Below are 18,293 nucleotides of genomic sequence, written 5' to 3'. Positions count from 1 at the left end.
TGGCCTGTCTTCAGCGTAATCCACCTGCCGCCGCTTTGCATGATCCGTGTCAAAGGTGCTGTATCAGGGTTTTTCACCTTTGCGCCGGCGCTGCGCGATGTCCTGCAGGCAGGTATCCAGCGCTTCGAGGTGGTCGATTACCGAATGCACGCCCAGGCTGAACAGCTCCAGCGTCGCCTTGCCGCGGGCCAGGTCCTGTTCCTGCGTGCTCATGGCTTGCCATTGCTGCGAGCTGCGGTCGCAGAGTGGGCTGCAGGCCGCCAGGCCCACCGTCCACAGGCCAGCGTTAAGGCCCGACTGCAGCAGGCGCGGGTCGCCGCTGACCAGCACGCAGCCGTCCAGGCGTTCGCTGTCCAGGCTCATCAAGGCCTGCCAGCAGGCGTTGGGCGCTGGCCAGCGGACGCCGTTGACCAGGTGCCCCGGCAGCCAGTCGGGCAGCACATGGGCCAGGCGTTTGCTGTGGGTGGCGGTGAGGTCATCCAGCCAGATGCACGGCACCTGGCGATGACGCAGGCTGGCAAGGGTGGCCAGTGCGCCGGGGGCGGGTGAGGGGGCGCCGCCATTGGCAGCCTGCACCAGGCAGCCGCGCAAGCCGAACAGCACAGCAGTGAAGGCGGGTGCAGCGTCCATGGCAACTTCCCCCAAATAGCCCGCAGGCTATTCGCTGATTGTTACCGGCCTGTGACAGGCTCGCCCGCGCAACAGTTGTTCACAAAATATTGAGCAAAAATGTGTAAAGCTGTTTATCAGGCCGCAAGCCTCTATACTGCCGCCTTACCAGCAGCGCGCCCCGTTGCGCGTGCGGCCGAGAAATTCGATGGAGAGACATCTATGCGTAGGATCGGTGCCAGTGTGATCGAACGAGTCACCCAGGCCTGTGTCTGCGCCAGCTTGCTGCTGGCGCCCGTGGCAGCCACCCAGGCCGCCACCGAGGAAGATCCCTGGGAAGCGGTCAACCGCCCGATCTTCCGTTTCAACGATACCCTCGACACCTATGCCCTGAAGCCATTGGCCAAGGGCTACCAGGCGGTCACCCCGCAGTTCCTTGAAGATGGCATCCACAACATCTTCCGTAACCTGGGTGACGTGACCAACCTGGCCAACGACCTGCTGCAGCTCAAGCCTCATGCAGCGGGCGTGGACACTGCGCGGCTGATCGTCAACACCACGTTCGGCCTGGGCGGCTTCTTCGATGTGGGCACCAAGATGGGCCTGCAACGTAATGACGAGGACTTTGGCCAGACCTTGGGTTATTGGGGCGTGCCGAGCGGCCCGTACGTTGTCATCCCGCTGCTGGGGCCGAGCACCGTACGTGACGGCGTAGCCAAGTACCCGGACACCTACACCAAACCTTACCGCTACATCGACCATGTGCCGACGCGCAACTCGATCTTCGCCCTGGACGTGATCGACACCCGTGCCGACCTGTTGTCGGCCGAGAAGCTGATTCAGGGTGACAAGTACATCTTCATTCGCAACGCCTACCTGCAGAACCGCGAGTTCAAGGTGAAGGACGGCGAAGTCGAAGACGACTTCTGATCCGTGAGCCTGGGGCTGCAACGCGGCCCCAGGTTCAGTGCATCGCCAGAATCCGCAGCCCGAACTTCTGCTGCCCGCCGGGCTGGTCGGCAATCCATACCACTTCGGTGCTGGCATGCAGCCCTTTCAGCGCCGGGTGGTCCGAGTCGATCCGCACCTCGATATGATCCCCCACCAGAAAGCGCTGCGGTGCCTGCACCTGCATGCCGCCGCTGGACAGGTCCAGGCACACCGCCGCAATCACCTGGCCTTCATGCAACAGGCTCACCTCGGTGTCGATGCGCATACGGATAAAGTCGCGTTTCTCGCTGTGGCTGGAGGGCGTGTGGGGCATGCTGCATCCTTCCCATCGGGTTGCGCTGGTCGACTTTCTTATAACTCCCGGTGATTTGCCCTGTAAAGAGCGGCGAGGTCGACCCTTGCATGCTTGAAACCCCTGCCGGATGGGAGTACCGTCTGCGCCTTACAAGGTAGCGCTCACAGTTGCCAGAGAGTTGCCGGGCAGGTGTTCTTGTCCTACAACTCAAGTAGAGTGTGACCATAAAGAATTCCCGTAGCTGGCCGTCTGCCTTGCCGACACCGCTGCACCAACCTAAATCGGCGCCGTTCGCCCACATGCAGAAAACCAGTGCAACGCTGCTGATCATCGATGACGACGACGTGGTCCGTGCGAGCCTCGCCGCCTATCTTGAAGACAGTGGCTTCAGCGTCCTCCAGGCCGGTAATGGCCAGCAGGGGCTTCAGGTCTTCGAAGAACACCAGCCCGACCTCGTGATCTGCGATCTGCGCATGCCGCAGATGGGCGGCCTCGAACTGATCCGCCAGGTCAGCGAGCGCGCGCCGCAGTTGCCGGTGATCGTGGTGTCGGGTGCCGGCGTCATGAGTGATGCGGTGGAAGCGTTGCGCCTGGGCGCCGCCGACTACCTGATCAAGCCGCTGGAAGACCTGGCCGTACTCGAACATTCGGTGCGCCGCGCCCTCGACCGTTCGCGTCTGGTGCTGGAAAACCAGCGCTATCGCGACAAGCTCGAAGCCGCCAACCGCGAACTGGAAGCCAGCCTGCACCTGCTGCAGGAGGACCAGACCGCCGGTCGCCAGGTGCAGATGAACATGCTGCCGGAAAGCCCCTGGGCAGCCGGCAAGTTCGCTTTCGCGCACCAGATCATTCCGTCGCTGTACCTGTCGGGTGATTTTGTCGATTACTTCCGCGTGGACGAGCGGCGCATTGCCTTCTACCTCGCCGATGTTTCCGGGCATGGAGCGTCGTCGGCCTTTGTCACCGTGCTGTTGAAGTTCATGACCACGCGGCTCATGTTCGAGCTCAAGCGCAGCAAGATGCGCGAGTTCAAGCCGTCGGAAGTGCTTAGCCATATCAACCGCGGCCTGATCAACAGCAAGCTGGGCAAGCATGTCACCATGGTCGGCGGCGTGATCGACGAAGAGTCCGGTCTGCTGACCTACGCCGTTGGCGGCCATCTGCCGCTGCCGGTGCTGTACACCCCCGATCACGCCCGCTACCTGGAAGGCCGTGGCCTGCCGGTAGGGCTGTTCGAGGAGGCCACCTACCAGGACCTGGTAGTCGAGCTGCCACCACAGTTCAGCCTCAGCCTGATGTCCGATGGCATTCTGGACCTTTTGCCGGGTGACACGCTCAAAGATAAAGAAACCGCCTTGCCGGAGATCGTCAAGGCAGCAGGTGGCAGCCTGGATGGGCTGCGTCAACGATTCGGATTGGCTACGCTTGGGGAGATGCCGGATGATATCGCCCTATTGGTGTTGAGCAGGAACCTTCAATGAGTACCGGTAGAATCCAGTTCGCCGAGCAGAGTGGCACCTTCGTACTGAAGTTCGTCGGTGAAGTGCGCCTGACCCTGTGTTCGGCGCTGGATGCGACGATCGAGAAGATTTTCACGGCGTTGAACTTCTCGGCGATTGTCATCGACCTGACTGAAACCGAAAGCATCGACAGCACCACCCTGGGCCTGTTGGCCAAGCTGTCGATCCTGTCGCGGCAGAAGGTGGGCCTGCTGCCGACCGTGGTTACCACCAACCCGGACATTTCCCGGTTGCTGCAGTCGATGGGCTTCGATCAGGTGTTCAACATCGTCGATCGCCCAATTCCGTGCCCGGAATGCCTGACCGACCTGCCATCGCAGGACCAGAACGAAGACGTGGTGCGCTCCAAGGTGCTGGAGGCGCACAAGATTCTCATGGGCCTGAACGACTCCAACCGCGAAGCGTTCCATGACCTGGTCAGTGCGCTGGAACGAAGCTGACCTGTTGCCAGGCTAGCGCCCGGCAACAAACTCGGTTGCTTCAGCGCCGCCGGCATCCAGCTGAAATACCCGCACTGGCCGCCCCTGTTCGTCGAAGAACACCTGCCCCAACCCCGCCCCGTTCCACAGCCGCTCTCCCGCCTTGCTGTGGCTGGGCGTGCGCGGTACCACTTCCATCTCCCGGCGCCTGGTGAACCAGTTCAACGGCGAGCGTGGTGAATACAGCCAGCGGTTGAGCCGGTCGAGCACATCCAGCAAACGCCGGGGGAACTCGTTCTTGATCCCGCTGCTGGTCACCTGCCACAAGTGCGGGCTGCGCTGGCGGTGGCGGATCAGCACTTCATAGACGAACGAGTAGTGCACATCCCCGGACAGCACCACGTAGTGCCCCGGTGTACGGGAGTGGCGGAAGATGTTGAGGATGACCTGCGCCGCCCCCCGGTGGGCCATCCAGTTTTCGGCATCTACCAAGAGTGGATAGCCCAGCCAGCTGAACACCTTTTGCACTGTCTCAATCAGCTTCACGCCAAAAATCGGCGCAGGTGACACGATGACCGCTGACGGGTGGTCGAGCAGTGCTTGCTGCAGCTCGCTCAGCGCCTCCCAATCGAGCAGGCCGGACGGCTTGGCCAAACTGCTTTCACTGCGCCAGCGCCGGGTGCGGGTGTCCAGCACCAGCAGGGGCGGGTTTGTGGGCAGGCTGAATTGCCAGCCCTGGAAGCGCAACAGCTCGCCGATCAGCTCATCCTGGTGTTGGCCGGTCAGCGCCTGGCATTGCTCGGTCAGTGGCTTGCAGCCGTCCGGGTTGTTACCCCAGGCCTGGCACAGCAGGTAGCCGAGCAGGGCGTTGCCGATGATGCGCCGCGAGAACGGATGGCCGTAGGCGGTTTCTTCCCACTGTGCCGAGAGGTTCCAGTCGTCGGTGATGTCGTGGTCGTCGAAAATCATCAGGCAGGGCAGGTGGGCCATCACCCGCGCCACCTGGCCGAGGTTGTCGGCAAACGCCTGGATCAGTGGCAGCTCTTGCCGGTAACGGGCCTGGCGCTGGTCGGTAAGGCCGGTGGGCATGTCCAGGTTCACCAGTTGCCAAGGCACCGGTGACCACACCAGCAGGTACATGGCCATGACCTCGGCGAAGGTCACCAGGTGGTTGTCGGCGTTGCTGGACGAGAAAATCGGCTTGCGCTTGCCGCCGAAAAAACGCTCGCGCAGGGTGTCGTTGTGCTCCTGCGCCGGCAGCAGGTCGGCGCGGTGGTAGTAGCTGGCCGGGTGCTGGTAAAGCGCCTGGCTATCAGGCACCACCGCACCCTCCAGTTGCTCGTCGAACAGGCCCAGGCGCGCGATCAGGCTATGGATGGCGCGCAGCATGGGGCCGGCGACATCGTCGGCGTACACCTGGTCGCCGGTCATCAGCAGCACGGCCGGGCGGTCTTCAGGTTGCTTGCAGGTTTGCAGCAGGCGGTCGGCGCACAGCAGGCCATCGGCAGCGGGGTGGTGCGGCTTGCGGCAGGAGCCGTGCAGCAAGTGATCGAGGCGATCGCGCAGCACCAGGCTTGGGCGCTGGGTGCCGGGGTAGAGCAAGTGTGGCGCCCAGCTGGCGATGCCTTGACCGTTGATCATCAGATCGTAGTCAAGCAGCTGGTTGCAGGGCAGGGGATTTGTGAAGTGGATATCCAGCAGGTGAATGAAGGCCTGCTGGCCGACCGGGATAACCTGGCAATCGACCTGGGCCTCGCCTGCGGGGCAGATGAAATCGGGTTGCAGCGGTTGGGTGGCGACCAGCCAGATGGCCAGGCGCTGGGGCTCCAGGCGGCGCAGTACCGGGCCGGCGAGCACGAGGGGCAACGGCGTAGAGGGGGTCATCGACAGCTCGGGTGGCTATGCGGGCCTCTTTGCGGGCAAACCCGCGAAAAGGCCCTGGAATTCATTACACAACTAAAACAGGGCAAAACAAAACGGGCGGAAAATGCTGAACACTTCCCGCCCGTCAGGCAAACCCGAACTGTATCAGGCCTTTTCAGCCATCAACTTCTCCAGTTTTTCCTGGTCCCGCGCAAACTGGCGGATACCCTCGGCCAGCTTCTCGATGCCCATGGCATCTTCGTTCATCGCCCAGCGGAACTGGCTTTCATTCAGCTGCTGCTTCGCCTCACCGGCATTGCCCGGTTTCAGCACCTGCGGCAGCTCGCCCTGGTCATCGCTCAGTTGCTGCAACAGTTCCGGGCTGATGGTCAGGCGGTCGCAGCCAGCCAGCTGTTCGATCTGGCCGATGTTGCGGAAGCTGGCGCCCATGACCACGGTGTTGTAGCCATTGGCCTTGTAGTAGTTGTAGATACGCGTGACCGACTGCACGCCCGGATCCTCGGCGCCGGCGTATTCCTTGCCGGTGCTCTTCTTGTACCAGTCGTAGATGCGGCCCACGAACGGCGAAATCAGGAACACCCCGGCATCGGCGCAGGCTTGTGCCTGGGCGAAGGAGAACAGCAGGGTGAGGTTGGTCTGGATACCTTCCTTCTCCAGCTTTTCGGCGGCGCGAATGCCTTCCCAGGTGGAGGCCAGCTTGATCAGCACACGCTCACGGCCAACGCCGGCCGCTTCGTACAGCTCGATCAGCTTGCGCGCCTTGGCCAGCAGGGCCGGTTCATCGAACGACAGGCGCGCATCCACTTCAGTGGAGATACGCCCTGGGATGACCTTGAGAATGCCCGAGCCCACGGCCACTGCGAACTTGTCGCAAGCCAGGTCGACATTGCCCTTGGCATCGGCCTTCACCTGCGTGAGCAGATCGGCGTAGCCCGGGATGGCGGCGGCCTTGAGCAGTAGCGACGGGTTGGTGGTGGCATCGACCGGCTTCAGGCGGGTGATGGCGTCCAGGTCCCCGGTGTCGGCGACCACGGTGGTGAACTGCTTGAGTTGTTCCAGCTTGGAGGTCATGGGCGTGCTCTGTCCTGTGCAATGACTCGACATTACCCGAGCCCCGACGGCCGCTCAAGGGCCGTCGAAACCATGCAGGCAAGCGGTGGCAGCAGGCTTGCCCGCGAAGGGCGGTGCGAACGGTGAAGATTCGAGTCACAAGCCGGCCCGAGGTTCCCAATCCCGCGTTGTCACCGCCCCTGCAACAACTCCACTGCCTGATCAAACACTGCCAACGGCTCAGCGGCCTTGTGAATATCCGCCGACAGCAATTGGCGGAAGCGCCGTGCGCCCTTGAACCCCTGGGCCAACCCCAGAATGTGCCGGGTAACGTGATGCATCGCGCCACCGCTTTCCATATGGGCCACGATATAAGGCCGCAGCTGAGCCAGCGCCTCGCTACGGCTGACCACCGGCGCCGCGCTGCCAAACAGCTGCTGGTCTACCTCGGCCAGCAGGTAAGGGTTGTGATACGCCTCACGCCCCAGCATCACGCCATCGAAGGTTTCGAGGTGCGCCTGGCATTCGGCCAGGGTCTTGATCCCGCCGTTGAGCACGATCTCCAGGTCCGGGAAGTCGGCCTTCAACTGCGCTGCCACGTCATAGCGCAGCGGCGGGATTTCGCGGTTCTCCTTCGGCGACAGCCCCTCCAGAATCGCGATGCGCGCATGCACGGTAAAACTCCGGCAGCCTGCCTCGCGCACCTGGCCGACGAAGTCGCACAGTTCGGCGTAGCTGTCGCGGCCATTGATGCCAATGCGGTGCTTGACCGTCACCGGCGTCGACACCGCATCACGCATGGCCTTCACGCAATCGGCCACCAGCACCGGGTGCGCCATCAGGCAAGCGCCGATCATGTTGTTCTGCACCCGGTCGCTCGGGCAGCCGACGTTGAGGTTGACCTCGTCGTAGCCAGCTTCCTCGGCCAGGCGTGCGCAGGCAGCCAGGTCGGCGGGCACACTACCGCCCAGTTGCAGGGCCAGCGGGTGCTCGGAAGCGTCGTGGCGCAGGAAGCGGTGGGCGTCGTTGTGGAGGAGGGCACCGGTGGTGACCATCTCGGTGTAGAGTAGGGTTTGGCTGGAGAGCAGGCGCAGGAAGAAGCGGCAGTGGCGGTCTGTCCAGTCCATCATAGGGGCAACGCTGAAGCGGCGTGACGGCTCAGGGCGCGTGGTTTGTGGCGTGGAGCCTGATTTTGCGGTCATTTCGTTCAACGTTTTTTGTACCAATTTTCGGGGTTTTGGGGCGTTTGTACCAAGCGCTTGGTGCAATGTACCTAGCGAAAGACGACGTGTACCAATCTCAGATGGCAACGATCAGAACGCGTAAAAAGGCCGATGGCAGCACCAGCTACCTCGTCCAGATCCGCATTAATCGCGATAAGGTGACAGTCTACCAAGAGAGCCAAACGTTCGCCCGCAAACAGGCTGCGGTGGCTTGGGCGAAGCGACGGGAAACCGAGTTGTCTGAGCCTGGTGCTATCGAGCGCGCCAACCGGGTAGGGCACACAGTCACACATATGATCGACCGGTATCTGGTTGAGGCCGAGAAAGCTCGGCCTCTGGGCGAGACTAAGCGACGCACGCTGAACGCCATCAAGAACAGTTACCTGGGTGAGATGGTCGATTCTGACATCAGTCAGCAGGCACTGGTGGACTATGCCCTATGGCGTATGAGTCCTGCAGGCGGTGCCATCAAACCGCAGACAGCCGGCAATGATCTGGCTCACTTGGGCTCAGTGTTGTCGTTGGCCAGGGCAGCGTGGGAGTACGAGATCAACCCTCCAGCTATGCCCGATGCACGCCTTGTCCTGAAGCGCCTCGGCTACAACATGAAAAGCCGGGAGCGGGATCGCAGGCCAACGCTCGAAGAGCTCGACAAAGTGCTAGAGCACTTTGTCGAGATGCTTGCACGGCGTCCGACAGTCATTCACATGCCGAAGGTCGTGGCGTTTGCCATCTTTTCTACGCGCCGTATGGACGAGATCGCTCGCATCATGTGGGAGGATCTGGATGAGCACCGCCAAGCGGTGAAGGTGCGGGACATGAAAAACCCCGGGCAGAAAATCGGTAACGATGTGTGGTGCCATCTGCCAGATGAGGCATGGGCGATTGTGCAAAGCTTGCCTCGTCAATGTGCTGAGATCTTCCCTTACAACACCGATTCAATCGGCACGGCTTGGTCTAGGGCGTGCAAGATGGTTGGCGTGGAGGATCTGCATTTTCACGATCTGCGCCACGAAGGTGTGAGCAGGCTTTTCGAAATGGATTGGGATATACCGAGAGTTTCGAGTGTGTCCGGACACCGCGACTGGAACTCGCTGCGACGTTATACGCACTTGCGTGGGCGAGGTGATCGTTATGTTTGCTGGGATTGGCTTTGCAAGATAATTGATAGTGAGGTTTTTTTGGGGGCTAGAGTGGACGGTAGGGAACGATGAAAAAAGTGTTTGTGCAGTTGATTAAAGAGTTTGCTTTGCCTTGTGCTGCCGCTGTTGCGTGGACTGTCTATTCTCTGGGTGGGGAATCGTTGACCTTAGTTGCTGTTGTGACTGCATTTAGCTCCGCCTTTTTTCTATCTAGCTGGCTGGTTGGGCAAGTGTTTCGGGTGCGTAAGCAAGTTGGGGTGGAAAAGAGTTTTGGTAGCGTTGAAAGTCGTCTCGTAAAATTGAGTAATGGTTTGGGTGATGTAGAGGTTAGACTTGAAAAGCTGGCCGAGTCCCTTGAGTCTAATGTGAAAAAACTGGTGGGGCATATAAATGGTGGTGACAGTTTCTGCTGTGTAATGCCTAATGGGCAGGTTAACGGAATTCGACAGTGGCACTTGCGTCACTGTGGTGATTATCCGCTATTTAAGTTCGGCGTTCGATTTGTTGATATTGGTGATATAACCAAAGGAATCGAGGAAACTTTTCGCTCAGACGAGCTTTCGGTTGGTGGGGGTTCAATTCTGACATGTTTGCCAGCATGTGATGGGGAGCAGTCTGTCAATGTTTTCTTCCAGTCGCGGGGTGGTAGTTTCTACCAAGAAATTCGCTTTGGTATGGTGGAGGGGCGCCAAGTCTATGCCTATAGACTGGCTAGAGAATACGAGACTTTGATTCAATATCTTCCTGAGGGATTCGAGTTGCGAGAGGAAGATAGGCGCGACTGGTTACCAGAGTTTGGTGTAACTGGTACACGTAAGGAGTGGAGTATCGAGTATAGCTTCCAAGAAATGTGTAAGGAGACGGTAGAAGGTTGAGGGTAAGGGATAGATAAACGTGCTGGCTGGGTCGTATTCTCCGGGCACTGGTTGTTGGCAGTGCCCGGAGTGCTTGCTCAGCTAGATCTTAACGCTTTGTTAAGCTGTGCGTGCGGTACCGTGGCCGTGGGCTGATTCAGATCACCGGGCGCGATAACTACGAAGCCTGCAGTGAGGCACTGTTCGGTGACAGTCGCTTGCTCAATACCCCGGACCTGCTCGAGCAGCCGGTCTATGCGTCGCTGTCGGCCGGCTGGTTTTGGCAGCGCGCAGGCCTTAACAGTCTCGCTGACAAAGTGGCAAGTGCCGATGACTCGGTTTTCGAGTCGATCACTCGCCGCATTAATGGTGGCCTGAATGGTTTGAAAGATTGCCAAGCGCTCTACAAGCGAGCGCTTGAGGTGCTGCAGTAATGTCGCTCAATTGGCGTATCGCCTTGTTGGCCGTTGCGCTCGGGCTCTATGTCGGTGGCCGAGGCGCCTGGGTGTGGCAGGCCAGCGAGTACGGTCGGCAGCTCGCGGATCAGTCAGCTGATTACATTCGGCAGCTGGCCGACAAGGATCGAACCTATGGTCGCGAGCGTGAAGAGGCTGCAGCTGCAGCCCTGGATCAGTTGGCGGAGCAGAAGGCTCAGCGACAAGCCCTGGAGGTTCGCCTGCAGGAGCAGGGCAAAACACATTGGCAGGAGATGAACGATGCTCAAACTACTCAAGCTCGCCTGCGTGACAGGCTTGCTACCGCTGATCTGCGGTTGTCAGTCCTTGTCGACGTCGGAGCCTTTGCCGCCCCGGGTTGTGACGGTGGAGTGCCAGAAACCGCCGGCACCGGAAGCCTGGTACATGGCGCCGTACGCGCCCAACTTGACCGAGCGCATGCTCAACGAATTGTCGCCATCACCGACGAAGGCGACCGGGGGCTGATCGCGCTACAGGCTTGTCAGGCCTACATTCGCGAAGCCACCAAGTGAAAAGAGGCGAGCCGGGTGGATGCGTCAACATCCAGCCCGGCCCGCCGAACCCGCAGACCCTTCCTGCAAGTCCAGCCGTGGCCTCTGCCTTGTGCACAAAGCGCGGCGAGTCTAACACCTGTGTATTCATACAGTAAAGACTTGCATACCTATGACCTCTCCAATCATTCCCTGGATGGGTGGCAAACGCCGCCTGGCCGACCGCTTGATCCCACTCTTTCCCCCTCATGAATGCTACGTCGAAGTCTTCGCCGGCGGTGCCGCGTTGTTCTTCATGCGCCCCCAGCCCGCCCCCGTGGAGGTGCTGAATGATCTCAACGGTGACCTGGTTACCCTTTATCGCGTTGTACAGAATCACCTGGAGGAGTTCGTTCGCCAGTTCAAATGGGCGCTCAGCTCTCGGCAGATCTTCGAATGGCAGAAGATGACGCGCCCTGAAACCTTGACCGATATCCAGCGTGCGGCGCGGTTTTTCTACCTGCAGCAGCATGCCTTTGGTGGCAAGGATGCTGGGCAGACATTCGGTACCGCGACCACGGGGCCGGCCATCAACCTGTTGCGAATTGAAGAAAACCTGTCCGTCGCGTGGCAGCGTCTTGCGGGTACCTACATCGAAAATCTGTCTTGGCTCGACTGCGCCGAGCGCTATGATCGAGCACATACTTTCTTCTATATGGACCCGCCTTACTGGCAGACTGCAGGTTATGGCTTGGATTTTCCGTTTAAGGAGTACGAATGTATGGCTGACTTCATGCGCAGTTGCAAGGGAAGGGTGATGGTCAGCATCAACGACCATCCCGGCATTCGCCGAGCGTTTGAGGGTTTCCATTTTGAGTCCCTAAATATTCGCTATAGCAATACGAATCAGCGAAGAGGCAAAGCTGATGTTTTCGGTGAACTTGTGATCATGAATTGGAAGCCGAATCGGATGGGTGGGCTTTTTGATCAGTTTTTATAAAGTAGTAGAGGCGGCTCGTGAACGTGAATAGCCAATATTACCGCAAGCAATAAATTCAGGAAAAAACATGCTTTTAGATCTCGATGAATTAATTTTGACCTGTCAAGACCCCCGGTCTAAAGAGTATATACGGGAAGCGGTCATTTGTTATCGCTCAGGAGCCTATAGATCGGCCGTAGTTTCGTGTTGGATTGCGGTAGCCTTTGATTTGGTGGACAAGATTAGAGAGCTGGCTGCCTCAAATGATAAAATGGCGCAGGTTGAAGTTTTGCGCTTTGAAAAGATTCAGCGCGACGGAGATATCAAAGGAGCCCTAATTTTTGAGAAAGACCTAAAAGACATGGCTTTGAACAAGTTTGAGTTTGTGTCTCACCTTGAACATATTGATTTGTGCAGGCTTTACGACGACCGGAATCGTTGCGCTCATCCTTCACAGGTTGGCGATGATGGAGTCTTTGAAGCTACTGCTGAGTTAGCAAGGATGCATATTGCTAACTCTGTGCGCTCTATTCTTTCACGCCCAGCTGCAAATGGTAAGTCGGTGCTGGATACCTTAATTGCTGATATTGCCTCTAGATATTTCCCCACCAATCTGGAGAAAGTGGTGGAGTTTTTAAAGCAGGGCGCCTTTAGTCGCCCCCGTCGGTCGCTTTACGAAAATCTCATAAGGGTGATGTTTAAAAATCTCTTTGAGCATCAGTCAGCGATCCCTGGAATGCGAGCTTTACTGACACTCAAAGCAGCGAAGATCATTCATCCCGAAATGTGGGACGGGCACGTTGCTGCAATTTTTTCCAAGGTGGCAAGCGTTCAGAAAGATGAGAGGGGGATGAATTCACTTTTAGCGCTTCTTGTCTATAATACTTCATTGGGTCTCTGGGATGCGCTCGATGATTTTGAAAGAGGGAGGCTGATAACATATGTTGAAAATGCTCCAGTGGAACTGCTCGAAGACTTTGAGGCAGTCCTGGATTGTGGTAATCCATATTTGATTAAATCCGCAGAAGTCAGGATAAAAAATGCGACGCTAGCTGAGCTAAAACGAATTCCTTGGATCGTTTTTATTCCAGACCAGGTTCTGGCGAGAGTATTAGCGCTCTATAGGTTGGCAAAGAGTTTTGCAGAAGCTAATGACGTCGGTAAGTACTTAAGAAACGTGATAGGGGATGCTCGTGAACCGGCCAAATTCACCGCGGCTCTGCTCAATGCAGTGCTCCGCAATGACCAGATAAAAAATAGTATCGAATTGGAAGGCGTGCTCAAAGCATTTGGCTCGGCTGTCGGTCTTATAAATTTTAAGGCTGAATGTGACGAGTTTGGTATCGATTACGCAGCGATGATTGAGGGTGAGTAATTATTTCCCGATTGTTTAGAAGGTGGCACGCCCACGTTGAGAAGTGGGCGTGTCATGTTGAGGCTTGAGATGTCATTTAAAAGAAGTGGGCGTCAATAGGATGTCAGCTTATAAATTTAAGTGCGGCCTTTAGTCTTTTGATTTGTCCTTGAATGTTGTCTGCTTCTGTCGATATTGAGATGAAGTTTGTAATTTCTTCGGTTGTTCGGTAGTTGAATGGGTTGCTGATGAAGAATAGAAGTGCGTGCTCTAGGTGCTGGCAGAGTTGAAATATCTTCAAATGGATGTTCGGTGGTGGCTTTCCGCCGTGAACATGATTGTTTCTTGCTAGTCGAAGCGAACGTAATATAGCTTTTTGTGCGTCTTTCTCACTGTAGAAAAACGAGGTTCTTTTTATTAGCGTGTCGGTATCATCTGTATCTAGTAGTTGCTCTAGTGCTACCCAGAGCTTCAAGAATCTTAGTTCTGGATTTTTTGAAGAAAGTGCAGAGCTGTAATTGATAAGGCATTTTTCAATGTGTGATCTAAAGGGGAGTCTCTTCAGTTGAGCTCTTCTTTTGTTTGTGTGCGTGACCGTGTTTTTAGGATTTCTAAGTGTTGCGGGTTTTCTTTCTTGATAGTCTGTATTGGTCCATGCGGGTTCAGCGTGGGCTCTTCCATTGCTCAGGTGGAGTGTCAGGATTTTACATTGATCAATGACAAGGCGTGAAGGGTATTTGTCTTCATCTCTTAGCGCTAAAAAGTTAACAGACTTTTTAAAGCCTAACTGAAGAAGTCCAGATAAAATGGAGAACGCGTCAGTAGCCTTGTCTACTGCAGATTCTGCGCTTTTGGCTGTGTTGGAAATAACTGCATACGTCAGTCCAGTCTCGATTTCAGTGCTTTCGGTGATGCTTGCCAAGATTTTTTGTCGGGCCGCAGCATATTTTTTTGGAAGCTGGTTGACAAGTCTGATTTTACAGTCGTGAAATGATGTCGTTGGGAGGTGGTATACTCCCTTGAGTTGTATGCAAGTGATTAAGACATATTTTTCGCTTTTTGGTTTTGTGTGGCAAAGTTTGTCGAACTCACTCAGCAGGCGGTTGGGGTCTTTGCAGTTGAATAGTGCTTGGCGTAAGAAATTATATGTAGTTGTGCTGTCCAGCGGATGTTCATGCTCAATTAAGCCGTGAAGGCTGTCCATGAGGAATTCAGCTGGAAATTGGTAGCTACCCCTCCCATCCGAATCAACGGATATTAAGTTTAAAGTCTCAGTTATCAGTTCGGTTGGGGCGGCCTTTTTTGCCCATTTCGATTTCATGCGCAAGATAGTCTACGTTAGAGAGTTCAATGTTGGGTTGCCGAAGAGCTTGGATGATAGCTCAATGCTGGCCACATAGGTTCGTTGGTTGATGCTGACAGATCCTCTGATGATTCAGAGACGAGTGGGTGACATCGGCGCTACGGTCCCGGCGGGCCGCGACGAGTAGCTGGACAGAAACGGGCACCTGTCGGAAGCTTTGAAGCGGGTCTACCAAGCCGGCGAACGTTACAGCAATGCCGATGTGATGCTGCCCGATCTGCGGCAGCCTGGTAAGTTCACTGACGACATTCTTGCGATGACGCACGCCGTGGCCAGTGACAGGCTGATGTCGGCACTCAATGGGATCAACGACCTTATGGCAGGGCGAGCCGTCCCTCGCACCTCCGCTGAGGGAGGCGCCGAAAATTTATGAGATAGTCTTATACGATTAGGGTCGATCAGCTTCGGATGGTTCATGCTCGCTGCTTGCCAGTTTTCCATTCTATTTTTTTGTGGTTTCGCTTACAGACACATTAAGCGCCCAACATTTCGTGTGCGTGGCTTGGGCGCTATTTCAGTTATTGCTTTAGCAAGGCCGGTGTATGCTTAATAATCACTCTTCGATCAGCCTTGAGAAATGTGGGTGCTCGCTGTAATCAAATGAAGGGTCTACTGTGGTGATTCTTTCTATTATTTTGATGTGATCGGATTCGGCTCGGCCTCGATAGTATGTCTGATTGTTTAGTTTGATGTTTTCTAGCAGGAATTGAAGTGCTTCAATGTCGAATAGATCAAGATTTGACTGGATAGAGCTTTGAAATCTAGAGTCTGCGGAATTATAACTTCCACTTGCGCAGTAATAGGCTGCCATGAGTTTGCAGCAGCTTCTCTGCCACTCACCAGAATCTTCAAATACGAGGATAATTGCCCAGAGCTCTGAGTCAATCGTTGGGTATTCATCTCCGGTGATCCAAGCTAGCAGATCGTTGTAGTGGGCTTCGAGGTTCGGTTGGATAAACCATCCTAGGACCCTGCTGTTTGAGTCATTCTCGATGTGATGCGAAATTTTTAGCTGTGCAGCTTCCGGCAGGCATTCGAAAAGCCCAGGGTTTTTGGCGAGATAGAAAACTATGTATGTTAGTGCCATTCCGCCAGAGGCGACATTTCCGTAAAAGTCGTGGTCGCCTCTAATGGCGTCTGGGATGCGCGAGTGTTGCCGAGCACTGATGCATTCGAGAACGTGTAGGTGAAGTTTACGATGTTTTTTGCATTCTTCATTATCCAGTTTGAATGTGAATTTCCAGAAGCTACGGTATAAAGCCATTTGGGCATCTGGCTTCAATCGGCGGAGATACCTGTTTTCAAGATATTGATTGACTTTATCTCGGGTGTTGAGCGCCTCATAAGACTCTGATAGGTCGGCAAGAAGCTCGTTTATTATTTTGTTTGTGTAGAAAGGTGGTTTGATAAGGAGCCCTTCTAATGTGTTTCTCAGCAGAGCTCTTGTGGTATCCTTATTGGGTGAGTGTAGCTCTCGGTCTCTATTTAATATGGGGTGGGCGGAAAGGTGGCGTTGCTTCTGCAGGCTTCGTAAGTTTTCGATTTCTGGAGAATCTAGGAGTTCTGTTTTTTTGAAAACTTCTTCAAATAGGGTTATTTCCCAGCCTGAAGATGTTGGTTGGGCTTCTTGTGCTGCGCTCATCTCGTCGAGAATTTGTTTTGCAGTGGCATCATTGTATATGTCTATAAGGTTTTGAAGCTTATGAACTATATCGCACACAGCCACGGACCAGAGCATGACGATGGCGGAACGATAATTGCCATTTTGATATGATGAAATTACTTCTTCGAAATACTTTCTTGTCTTGGGCGAATGAATATCTTTTGAAATGTGCTCAATTGAAAAGCTGCTCATTTCCACCTCGTATTAATAAGAGTTTTGACGCTTCGGCGTAGAGGCCATTAAGCGGGTTGGCTATGGAGGGGAGATTGCCATTAGATGCTTGAAAAATGAAGAGGGGAGGTGGATACACTAATTTGGCATGGTACAAAATTGGTACAAGACAAATTGGTACCGCCGACAGGCTACGCAGGATAAGGTCCGCAGGAAAGCCATGCCCAATCCATCATCGGTGCAACGCTGAACCGTCGGAACGGTTCAGCACATTGAATTTGAGCTGATTCTTGAGCCCTCTGGGACACGTATCTGATACCCGGCGTGGTTGCCCGACGCCGGGAGTTTTGGGGAATGGGCATAACAGCTTGGCCTGCCATGCGTCTGGCCCTGTGATGATTGGCGTTGCCCGCTGCCCACGGCCTGACTTACTTCAACGGCACATACACATCCGTCTCCCACTGCTCCAGCGGCGTTTCCGGGTACACACTCAGGTACTGAAAGAACAACGGATGATCCCGCAGCTCTTCATGACTCGAAGGCAACCAGTCCCGATAAAGCGGATAAATGGTCTCTCCAATGTAGTCAGGCGAGCCGGTATGCCGAATCACGGCACAACGCCCCGCCGGGATGACCCGTTCGTGCACGCCGAAATCATTGGGCTTTACGGCCTCGTCCAGCTCGCCACACACGGCAAAGCGAAAGGCGTGGGCCGGGGTGGTGTCGGGGTTGTCGTAGGGGATGCCGAAGGTGCGGCTGGTCGCGACGGGCGACTGGCCGCTGTGCATGCGCCATTGGCGAAAGCGCGCAACGCTTTCGCCGACCAGGCTTGGCGCCCCTCGGTGTTCAAGCGCGGCCACGCGGGTTTCGGCGAAATCCACGATACGGATCTGCATGGTGATACTCCTGGTTAAGTGAGGCACAACGAACACCGCACTCCAGGCCTGCCAGTTCGGCGCCTTGGCAAAAACGCTCGGCGCCATGCCGAAGGCACGCTTGAACGCCCTGGAAAAGGCTTCGGGGCTTTCGAAGCCGGCGCCGTATGCGGCTTCCAGTACGGGCGTTGTGGGCGAGGCGACCAGTTGATGCGCCGCACGTCGAAGCCTCATCAGTTGCACATACCGTGTAACCGGAACGCCCATGTATGCTGTGAATTGCCGATGAAAGTGAAACGCCGAGAAGTTGGCGATGCGGCTCAGGGCATTCACCGACAGGTCGCCTTCAAGGTGGCTGTCGATATAGGCAAGCACGGCTTCGAACCGTTTTGCGTAGGTCGGGTTGTGCTGTGAGTCAGTCAACGAACGGAATCTCCGGAAGGTGCGGTGAGCGCTAGCATCCGTTGTTCAGGCATCGAGGTGCCTAGCCGTGATTGCTCAATCGGGAATACGTTTGACCATGCCGTGGAGGGCGCCCGTGTTCGCGGGTTTAACGCAATGCCCACCCGTTAGGCAAGTTGGGCCGCAACGCGGCCCCTGGAGCGCTGGCTGACAGGTGGGTCAATCCACTCGCACGAACTCGTTCTTGGCCATGTCACTGCCGCCAACGGCCTCCAGACGCTTGCCGCCGTCCAGTACGCGCACGTTGATCAGTGCAAGCCCGTCCTTGTTGCGCGCAATGACCACATCGTCCTTGCGCTCCCACTCTTCAACCTTGACCTTGCTGCCGTTGGCGATGATGTAGTCCTTGGAGAACTCCCATTTCTGCTTGGGGCTTTTGAAACCCATTACAGTGGTGGTCGCTTCGTAAGTCCCTTCCAGGGCGTCGTTGCCGCAGCCGGCCAGAACAAAGAATGGCAACGCCGCGAGCACGTATTTGAATGTACGCATGAGATTTCCTTATCGGTTTGGTTGTGATCAAGAGGCATCATGAA

The 18,293-nt window shown here is 56.1% G+C and carries 17 protein-coding genes and 1 pseudogene; 9 read left to right on the top strand and 9 right to left on the bottom strand.

Features of this window, described 5'->3' with window-relative positions:
* Positions 1-63: 63 nt before the first annotated feature.
* Entirely contained in the window at positions 64-630 is a 567-nt protein-coding gene (locus A0O30_RS00525; RefSeq protein ID WP_105945215.1) for a phosphonoacetaldehyde phosphonohydrolase-related protein, read from the bottom strand.
* Between the two features lie 201 nt (positions 631-831).
* Between A0O30_RS00525 and A0O30_RS00520 the strand changes: the two genes are divergently transcribed.
* Complete coding sequence (locus A0O30_RS00520) at positions 832-1,539, top strand: VacJ family lipoprotein (RefSeq protein WP_060500427.1); 708 nt, start codon at positions 832-834, stop codon at positions 1,537-1,539.
* 34 nt (positions 1,540-1,573) lie between these two features.
* Here the strand turns inward: A0O30_RS00520 and A0O30_RS00515 are convergent, their stop codons facing one another.
* Positions 1,574-1,873 (bottom strand): PilZ domain-containing protein, encoded by a 300-nt coding sequence (locus tag A0O30_RS00515; RefSeq protein WP_060500429.1) that lies wholly within the window; start codon positions 1,871-1,873, stop codon positions 1,574-1,576.
* A 281-nt stretch (positions 1,874-2,154) separates the two neighbouring features.
* On the opposite strand from A0O30_RS00515, the gene rssB reads away from it, so the two are divergent.
* Both rssB and rssC read left to right on the top strand, forming a co-directional pair.
* A complete protein-coding gene (gene rssB / locus A0O30_RS00510; RefSeq protein WP_105945348.1) occupies positions 2,155-3,336 on the top strand; it encodes a two-component system response regulator RssB in 1,182 nt (393 codons plus the stop codon).
* Complete coding sequence (gene rssC / locus A0O30_RS00505; RefSeq protein WP_019096598.1) at positions 3,333-3,815, top strand: anti-sigma factor antagonist RssC; 483 nt, start codon at positions 3,333-3,335, stop codon at positions 3,813-3,815. The genes rssB and rssC overlap by 4 nt, the downstream gene beginning before the upstream one ends.
* Before the next feature lie 12 nt (positions 3,816-3,827).
* Here the strand turns inward: rssC and A0O30_RS00500 are convergent, their stop codons facing one another.
* The 3 genes from A0O30_RS00500 to dusA all read right to left on the bottom strand — a co-directional run bounded on the left by A0O30_RS00500 (position 3,828) and on the right by dusA (position 7,930).
* Complete coding sequence (locus A0O30_RS00500) at positions 3,828-5,678, bottom strand: alkaline phosphatase D family protein (RefSeq protein WP_105945214.1); 1,851 nt, start codon at positions 5,676-5,678, stop codon at positions 3,828-3,830.
* Positions 5,679-5,822: 144 nt separating this feature from the next.
* Positions 5,823-6,749 (bottom strand): transaldolase, encoded by a 927-nt coding sequence (tal, locus tag A0O30_RS00495; RefSeq protein ID WP_105945213.1) that lies wholly within the window; start codon positions 6,747-6,749, stop codon positions 5,823-5,825.
* A 170-nt stretch (positions 6,750-6,919) separates the two neighbouring features.
* Complete coding sequence (gene dusA, locus A0O30_RS00490) at positions 6,920-7,930, bottom strand: tRNA dihydrouridine(20/20a) synthase DusA (RefSeq protein WP_105945212.1); 1,011 nt, start codon at positions 7,928-7,930, stop codon at positions 6,920-6,922.
* A 101-nt stretch (positions 7,931-8,031) separates the two neighbouring features.
* Between dusA and A0O30_RS00485 the strand changes: the two genes are divergently transcribed.
* From A0O30_RS00485 to A0O30_RS00460, 6 genes and pseudogenes are all read left to right on the top strand, one after another.
* Positions 8,032-9,165 (top strand): site-specific integrase, encoded by a 1,134-nt coding sequence (locus tag A0O30_RS00485; RefSeq protein ID WP_105945347.1) that lies wholly within the window; start codon positions 8,032-8,034, stop codon positions 9,163-9,165.
* Positions 9,162-9,968: a hypothetical protein gene (locus A0O30_RS27600; RefSeq protein WP_146256283.1), complete on the top strand. Its 807-nt coding sequence runs from the start codon at positions 9,162-9,164 to the stop codon at positions 9,966-9,968. The genes A0O30_RS00485 and A0O30_RS27600 overlap by 4 nt, the downstream gene beginning before the upstream one ends.
* A 113-nt stretch (positions 9,969-10,081) precedes the next feature.
* Positions 10,082-10,381: pseudogene (locus A0O30_RS00475) on the top strand (glycoside hydrolase family 19 protein); the annotation flags it as partial.
* Positions 10,381-10,935 carry a lysis system i-spanin subunit Rz gene (locus A0O30_RS00470; protein WP_105945210.1) on the top strand — a complete coding sequence of 185 codons (555 nt, stop codon included), beginning with the start codon at positions 10,381-10,383 and terminating at the stop codon, positions 10,933-10,935. The pseudogene A0O30_RS00475 and the gene A0O30_RS00470, both read left to right, overlap by 1 nt.
* 151 nt (positions 10,936-11,086) lie before the next feature.
* The gene (locus A0O30_RS00465; RefSeq protein WP_105945209.1) at positions 11,087-11,893 is read left to right on the top strand and encodes a DNA adenine methylase; all 807 of its coding nucleotides are present in this window, start codon (positions 11,087-11,089) and stop codon (positions 11,891-11,893) included.
* Positions 11,894-11,960: 67 nt separating this feature from the next.
* The gene (locus tag A0O30_RS00460; RefSeq protein ID WP_105945208.1) at positions 11,961-13,247 is read left to right on the top strand and encodes a hypothetical protein; all 1,287 of its coding nucleotides are present in this window, start codon (positions 11,961-11,963) and stop codon (positions 13,245-13,247) included.
* A 103-nt stretch (positions 13,248-13,350) separates the two neighbouring features.
* Here A0O30_RS00460 and A0O30_RS27595 read toward each other — a convergent pair whose 3' ends face one another.
* The 4 genes from A0O30_RS27595 to A0O30_RS00440 all read right to left on the bottom strand — a co-directional run bounded on the left by A0O30_RS27595 (position 13,351) and on the right by A0O30_RS00440 (position 18,249).
* The gene (locus A0O30_RS27595; protein ID WP_146256282.1) at positions 13,351-14,430 is read right to left on the bottom strand and encodes a HEPN domain-containing protein; all 1,080 of its coding nucleotides are present in this window, start codon (positions 14,428-14,430) and stop codon (positions 13,351-13,353) included.
* A gap of 712 nt (positions 14,431-15,142) precedes the next feature.
* On the bottom strand, positions 15,143-16,444 hold the full coding sequence (locus tag A0O30_RS00450; RefSeq protein WP_105945206.1) for a hypothetical protein: 1,302 nt from the start codon (positions 16,442-16,444) through the stop codon (positions 15,143-15,145).
* 407 nt (positions 16,445-16,851) lie between these two features.
* Positions 16,852-17,721, bottom strand: coding sequence for a GyrI-like domain-containing protein (locus tag A0O30_RS00445; protein ID WP_105945205.1), 870 nt, complete (start codon positions 17,719-17,721; stop codon positions 16,852-16,854).
* A 198-nt stretch (positions 17,722-17,919) separates the two neighbouring features.
* A complete protein-coding gene (locus A0O30_RS00440) occupies positions 17,920-18,249 on the bottom strand; it encodes a hypothetical protein (RefSeq protein ID WP_105945204.1) in 330 nt (109 codons plus the stop codon).
* Positions 18,250-18,293: the final 44 nt, after the last annotated feature.

It is taken from the genome of Pseudomonas sp. LLC-1 (genome assembly GCF_002992185.1).
Classification (GTDB): Bacteria; Pseudomonadota; Gammaproteobacteria; order Pseudomonadales; family Pseudomonadaceae; genus Aquipseudomonas; species Aquipseudomonas monteilii.
This window is presented reverse-complemented; position numbering and strand designations above follow the sequence as displayed.